Below are 6,315 nucleotides of genomic sequence, written 5' to 3' on the forward strand. Positions count from 1 at the left end.
GACCTTGAAACCTTGGGGAAACCTGCACGCGGTCCATGCCTGCACAGGGTCAACAGGGCCCAATGGTAATGATAGATATTCTCATATGCAAAAGTGGACTGATCAAAGAACAGTGCCAAGGCACGTCGGGCGGGGGGTTACGCCGTGGGTTCATCGAACACCAGCAAGGTATCAACAGACCCCAAAAACAAAACGGGCCTGCAATTGCAGGCCCGTTTTCATTGGGTTGTAGACGTGTTTCAGGCATCAGCCATTAAGCGCTGCCTGCTCGTTCTCAAGAAATTCTTCTTCAAGCAGTGCATCGGCGTGAGCACCAGACTGGATGGGTGTCACGGTGGCGCGTTTACCGCGCAATTTGCCGAACAGATGCTCCAGCGCATGTTCAAGCTTGGTGGCCGCCCCTTCGATGGCCAGTTCCAGGTTTTCGGCTTTATGAGTCACGGATACCGGTTGATGGCCTTTTGGCCGCGCTTCAAGCTGGCAGCGCATATCGTGTGGACCGGGTTTATCGCCGTTCTCGTCCCGCAGGTGAACCTCGACCCGTGTCAGGTCCTCTTCATATCGTTCGAGCGCGCTCTCTACGGTAGTACGTACCCACTCCTCCAGTCGGATGCTGCTTTGAATATGGTTATCGCTGTTGACTTGGATTTGCATAGTTCATCCCTTATTTCAGCTAGCTCGCGAGAGGTCCGGTGTAGCGTTGAAACCTGAGTGACCGTGACCTCTTACTTACAGAGTTGGGCAGACGGAGAAACAATTCAACCCCTAAAAAAAGATAAATATTCATACGCAAAAAAAGTCGGACAACCGGCAAAAGCGCTGTTAAGGTCGGGAGTTCGCTCGCCCTGCAACGCAGCCCAAAAACCTCATGGCTGCCCCTCGCCCAACGGGTGCATCCCGCGAAAGATTTCCGCCTCCTCCACCAGCCAGTCATGCACCGCGCGTACCCCCGGATGGCTCAGCGCCCCCGGTGCATACAACAGCACGTAGCGCTTGTAGTTGGGCACGGCGACGCCAAAGGGCACGATCAGCGTGCCTCGTTCCAGTTCGTCGTTGAGCAAGGTCCGCCGGGCGATGGCCACGCCCATGCCGGCAATCGCGGCCTCGATGGTCAGATGGTTGCGATTGAACGTATGGCCACGCCGTACGTCGGCACCGTCGAAGTCGATCGCATTCAGGTAGAACTCCCACTCAGCATATTCATAGCTGCCGCGCCAGGCGGTGATGTCGTGCAACAACGCAAAGTGCACCAGATCCGCTGGCCCGTGCAGCGGTGGCCGGCCACGCAACAAATTCGGCGCGCAGACCGGGAAAATCTGTTCATCGAGCAAGGTTGTGGATAACAACCCTGGGTAGCTACCGTCGTTCAGGTCGATCGCCAGGTCGAAGTCGCCTTCGTGCAGCGCCACGCTGCTGTCCTCGGCCACCAGGCGCAACTGGATATCCGGATAACGCTGCTGCAAGCGTGGCAGACGCGGGGTCAGCCATTTGCCCAGAAACGAAGGGATGGAGCGCAGGCGCAGAATGCCGCTAATCATGCCGGCGTCCAGCCGGCGCAATTCCGCGTCGATGCTGCCATAAGCCTCGTTGACGGTGATCGCCAGGCGCTGGCCCTCGGCACTCAACTCGACGCCCCGCGCGCGACGATGAAACAGGCGAAAACCCAGGCGCTCTTCCAGTTGGCGAATCTGCTGGCTCACGGCCCCGGGGGTGATGTGCAACTCTTCGGCGCAACGGGTGAACGACAAGTGTCGCGCCGCACAGGAAAACACATGCAGCCAGACGTAGGTCTGGGCATGAAATTGACGACTCATCGTTTAGTCCTACTAAAGCCTGTCTTAGGAAGTTTCGTTGGTCACTGATGACCGAGGTAGGCAGTATCGCCGACATTGCGCTTGTCCTACAAAAAATGGCAGCGATTCCTACTCCATTGCTTGTAAGGCTTTAGCATGGCTATCAGTGTTTTCGATCTCTTCAAAGTCGGTATCGGTCCGTCCAGCTCTCACACCGTCGGCCCGATGCGCGCCGCCGCCACCTTCGCCCAATCGTTGTTTGACCAAGGTCTGCTGGGGCAGGTCTGGCGCGTGGAAGTGCGCCTGTACGGCTCGCTTTCCGCCACTGGTGTCGGCCACGCCACCGACCGCGCTTGCGTCATGGGCCTGATGGGCGAATGGCCCGACAGCATCAACCCCACCAGCATCCCTTCGCGCATTGCCCAGGTGCGTGACCGCGGTGAACTGCTGCTGGCCGGGCGCCTGAGCATTGCCTTCGATTGGCAGCGCGATTTGCTGCTACTCGATGAAAGCCTGCCCTACCATCCCAACGCCATGGCGTTGACCGCCTTTGGCGAGTCCGGCCCCTTGTTCGAGCAAACCTACTATTCGGTGGGCGGCGGCTTTATCGTCGAAGCGGCCGAAGTCGACTCCGGCGTGCCGGCGGCCAACGACGTGGTATTGCCGTACGATTTCTCCAGCGCCGCTGAACTGTTAGCGCTGTGCAACCAACACGGCCTGCGGGTAGCCGAGTTGATGATGGCCAACGAACGGGCCTGGCGCAGCGACGCGCAAACTCGTCAGGGGCTGCTGCATATCTGGTCGGTGATGCGCGAGTGCGTCGAGCAAGGCCTGAGCCACGAAGGTGTACTGCCCGGTGGCCTGGACGTGCCACGTCGCGCGGCAAAACTGCACCGCAGCCTGCTGGAAATCGGCAAGCCGAACGTCATCAGCTCGACCCTCTCGGCGATGGAGTGGGTGAACCTGTTCGCCCTGGCGGTCAACGAAGAAAACGCCGCCGGCGGACGCATGGTCACCGCGCCTACCAACGGTGCGGCCGGGATCATCCCGGCGGTGTTGCACTACTACATGAAGTTCAACCCCGACGCCTCGGACGATGATGTGGTGGCGTTTTTCCTCGCCGCGGCCTCCGTGGGCATCCTGTGCAAGAAAAACGCTTCGATCTCCGGGGCCGAAGTCGGCTGCCAGGGCGAAGTCGGTTCCGCCTGCGCCATGGCGGCTGCCGGCCTGGCCGAAGTGCTGGGCGCCACCCCCGAACAGTTGGAAAACGCCGCCGAAATCGGCCTGGAACACAACCTCGGCCTGACCTGCGACCCGGTCGGCGGGCTGGTCCAGGTGCCGTGCATCGAGCGCAACGCGATTGCCGCGGTGAAGGCGATCAACGCCACCCAGATGGCCCTGCGCGGCGACGGCAAGCACTTCATTTCCCTGGACCGGGTCATCCGCACCATGCGCGATACCGGTGCCGACATGCACGATAAATACAAAGAGACTTCACGGGGCGGCCTGGCTGTCAGCTGGGTGGAATGCTGACGAGCATTCCCTGACCACCCTGGCAGGTCGCTTCAGGTGACCTGCCCCACGTGAGCCCGAGCAAGAATAATAACGAGGCAAAAACGATGACCGATATACGTACACCTGCTGCTGAAAATCCTGCTGTAGACGTCACCCGCGACACCGCAACAACCCGCCAAGGCTGGAGCAAGCACGACACCACCTGGATGCTTGGCCTGTACGGCACGGCCATCGGCGCGGGCACGCTGTTCCTGCCGATCAACGCCGGCGTCGGCGGCTTCTGGCCGTTGCTGGTGTTGGCGCTGCTGGCCTTCCCGATGACCTTCTTCGCCCACCGTGGCCTGACCCGCTTCGTGCTGTCGGGGCGTTCCGGCGACATCACTGAAGTGGTGGAAGAACACTTCGGCATCGGTGCCGGCAAGCTGATCACCTTGTTGTACTTCTTTGCGATCTTCCCGATCCTGCTGGTATACAGCGTGGCGCTGACCAACACCCTGGGCAGCTTCATGGAGCACCAACTGCACATGACCCCGCCACCGCGCGCGGTGCTGTCGCTGGCGTTGATTCTGGGGCTGATGGCCATCGTTCGTTGCGGCCAGGGCGTGATCGTCAAAGCCATGAGCGTGCTGGTGTATCCGTTTGTCGCCGCACTGCTGTTACTGGCAGTGAGCTTGATCCCGAACTGGAACGGTGCATTCTTTGCTTCGGCCGGCGACGGCATGCCCATGTCGGTGTTTCTCAAGACCCTGTGGCTGGCGATCCCGGTGATGGTGTTCTCGTTCAACCACTCGCCAATCATCTCGGCCTTCGCCGTCGATCAGAAACAGCGCTACGGTGCCCAGGCCGAACAAAAGAGCAGCGGTATTCTCGCGGTCGCCCACAGCATGATGGTGGTGACGGTGATGTTCTTCTGCTTCAGCTGCGTGCTGGCCCTGTCACCGGCAGATCTTGCGGCCGCCAAGGCACAGAACATCTCGATCCTGTCGTACCTGGCCAACCACTTCCAGACCCCGGTCATCGCCTATGCCGCGCCGTTGATCGCGCTGGTGGCGATCACCAAGTCCTTCCTGGGCCATTACATCGGCGCCAGCGAAGGCTTCCAGGGGCTGATCGTGAAAAGCCTGCGCAGCCGTGGCCGGGTGATGTCGGCCAGTTGGCTGAACCGCGCCACCGCGTTGTTCATGATCCTCAGTTGCTGGGCCGTCGCCACCTTCAACCCGAGCATCCTGGGCATGATCGAAACCCTCGGCGGGCCGGTGATCGCTTGCCTGCTGTTCCTGATGCCGATGTATGCCATTCGGCGCGTGCCATCTCTGCGCCAGTATTCGGGTCAACTCTCGAATGTGTTCGTGGTGCTGATCGGCCTGATCGCACTGTCTGCGATCATCTATTCCGTCATGCCCTGAAACGGACCGGAAACCAAAAAGGCGAGCCACTAGGCTCAATGCCAGTCAGTTAAGCGAGCGCCGACCTTTGTAGGAGCGAGCGTGCTCGCGATGGACGTTAACGATAGCGCGTGTTTTCTGATTAAGCGCGTTGCTCTTGAGTTCATCGCGAGCGAGCTCGCTCCTACACATTCGACCTCATCTCCCTAACTGATCGGTATTAGCCACTAGGCTCGCCTTTTTATTGCCGGTTCTGCGGCGCCCGGGAATGCTCGGCATGTCCTTTGCTTTGCCAAAGTTCGAGCGACATGGAAATCGCTCGAACTTTCGCGAACGGCTTGCCGATGGTCTGGAAAAGCGAACCAATCCTGATCTCGACCGGTCAATGACTGCACGATCCAATCAAGCGGTGACGCATCATGGATAACCCTTTCCAACTGATAACCGACACCTTTGCCCCGGACTATCAGGTCAACCTGAGCATTCAAGGGCTGGACGGCGGCATCATGCTAACCCTGTCCAACACCGGCCGAATCGTCGCCAAACGGATGATCAGCGCCGAACAACGCAATGACCCCAAGCGCCTCAAGCGCTTGGTGCAAAGCATTCAGTTCGGCATTGCCATCGAACAGGGCCATAGCGCCGTGGCGATCCTCGAAACCATGACCGATGGCGACAACCACCGGCTGCCGACATCGATACGCAAGGCCCCGCTGCCCGTGTCAGCCCGGCATTAAAGCTCGCCCTTCTCGACTTCCGGATGCTCACTGGAGCCCGCACCGATCTTGCGCTGCGGGTGTTCGATCTTCACCGAAGGGAACTGCGAAGAGGCATAACGCACCACCAGAATCGCAAACGCCAGCAACAGAATCCCACCGCACAGGTAGATGATGCCCAGGTCCGGCGGGTTGTGATGCGAGACGTTGGAGATCAGCAGGCGGGTCAAGGCGGTGATCGCCACGTAGATCAGAAAACGCACCGGCATGTGGTTGGTCTTGAAGTAAATCCCGACCATCGCCCCCAGTTCCAGGTAAATGAACAGCAGCAAGATGTCATCGATCTTGATGTGTCCCTCTTCGATCATGCCGAGAAACTCCATGACCGCCGCCCAGGCCGTCACCGCGCCGATGGCGAACAGCGCCAGGTAATGGAAGGTTTCAACGAACAGATTGCCCAGGGACTCGGCCAGTTCATGCACGTTCTGGCGAAGTCGCTCCGCCCAATTGATTTTCACGGTGGTTCTTCCTTAGGTCGGCTCGACCGGATGATGCGGGTTCGACGTGACGGTTGTTCTGCATGCAGAAAAAAGGCCAGCGGCTATGGAGTGAGATGAAAATGGATTACGACTGGACACTTCCGCATTGCATTTACCCACACCTTCGCGGGCAAATCCGCTCCCGCAAGGGACAGCATTGATCCTGGAAGACAAACCCGCAAACACGTCTACATTAAAAAGCCACTACCCAAAGCGCAGGGATTCGCTTATCCTTTAGCTGTATATAAATACAGTAGTCGTAAAAGACAACTAATGTGAAGGCATGTGAGGTGGTAAATGGCCGTCGAAGTGGTATACCGCAGCAGCCGAGATCTGGAGCGCTTGTTCATGGATAAAGCCGAAGCTG

At 59.1% G+C, this 6,315-nt stretch carries 6 protein-coding genes and 1 pseudogene; 4 read left to right on the forward strand and 3 right to left on the reverse strand.

Features of this window, described 5'->3' with window-relative positions; all coding sequences use genetic code 11:
• Positions 1-246: 246 nt before the first annotated feature.
• Complete coding sequence (locus tag CKW07_RS11050; protein WP_095144933.1) at positions 247-654, reverse strand: HPF/RaiA family ribosome-associated protein; 408 nt, start codon at positions 652-654, stop codon at positions 247-249.
• Positions 655-866: 212 nt separating this feature from the next.
• A complete protein-coding gene (locus CKW07_RS11055) occupies positions 867-1,814 on the reverse strand; it encodes a LysR substrate-binding domain-containing protein (RefSeq protein ID WP_095144934.1) in 948 nt (315 codons plus the stop codon).
• A 135-nt stretch (positions 1,815-1,949) separates the two neighbouring features.
• On the opposite strand from CKW07_RS11055, the gene CKW07_RS11060 reads away from it, so the two are divergent.
• From CKW07_RS11060 to CKW07_RS11070, 3 genes are all read left to right on the forward strand, one after another.
• Entirely contained in the window at positions 1,950-3,326 is a 1,377-nt protein-coding gene (locus tag CKW07_RS11060) for an L-serine ammonia-lyase (RefSeq protein ID WP_095144935.1), read from the forward strand.
• Positions 3,327-3,412: 86 nt separating this feature from the next.
• Positions 3,413-4,714: a serine/threonine transporter gene (locus CKW07_RS11065; protein WP_095144936.1), complete on the forward strand. Its 1,302-nt coding sequence runs from the start codon at positions 3,413-3,415 to the stop codon at positions 4,712-4,714.
• A 398-nt stretch (positions 4,715-5,112) separates the two neighbouring features.
• The gene (locus CKW07_RS11070; RefSeq protein WP_095144937.1) at positions 5,113-5,430 is read left to right on the forward strand and encodes a DUF3509 domain-containing protein; all 318 of its coding nucleotides are present in this window, start codon (positions 5,113-5,115) and stop codon (positions 5,428-5,430) included.
• On the opposite strand, the gene CKW07_RS11075 is transcribed toward CKW07_RS11070, so the two are convergent.
• Entirely contained in the window at positions 5,427-5,927 is a 501-nt protein-coding gene (locus CKW07_RS11075; protein WP_095144938.1) for a phosphate-starvation-inducible protein PsiE, read from the reverse strand. The genes CKW07_RS11070 and CKW07_RS11075 overlap by 4 nt on opposite strands.
• A 318-nt stretch (positions 5,928-6,245) precedes the next feature.
• Here CKW07_RS11075 and CKW07_RS25710 point away from each other — a divergent pair.
• Positions 6,246-6,315 (forward strand): annotated as a pseudogene (locus tag CKW07_RS25710) (hypothetical protein); the annotation flags it as partial.

The organism is Pseudomonas sp. Irchel s3b6 (assembly GCF_900187415.1).
In the GTDB taxonomy this organism is placed as follows: domain Bacteria; phylum Pseudomonadota; class Gammaproteobacteria; order Pseudomonadales; family Pseudomonadaceae; genus Aquipseudomonas.

What these genes read in the sequence shown, in the direction of transcription:
- CKW07_RS11060 (WP_095144935.1), top strand. Translation starts at nt 1,950, where the DNA reads ATGGCTATCAGTGTTTTCGATCTCTTCAAAGTCGGTATCGGTCCGTCC.
- CKW07_RS11050 (WP_095144933.1), bottom strand. Translation starts at nt 654, where the DNA reads ATGCAAATCCAAGTCAACAGCGATAACCATATTCAAAGCAGCATCCGA.
- CKW07_RS11055 (WP_095144934.1), bottom strand. Translation starts at nt 1,814, where the DNA reads ATGAGTCGTCAATTTCATGCCCAGACCTACGTCTGGCTGCATGTGTTT.
- CKW07_RS11070 (WP_095144937.1), top strand. Translation starts at nt 5,113, where the DNA reads ATGGATAACCCTTTCCAACTGATAACCGACACCTTTGCCCCGGACTAT.
- CKW07_RS11065 (WP_095144936.1), top strand. Translation starts at nt 3,413, where the DNA reads ATGACCGATATACGTACACCTGCTGCTGAAAATCCTGCTGTAGACGTC.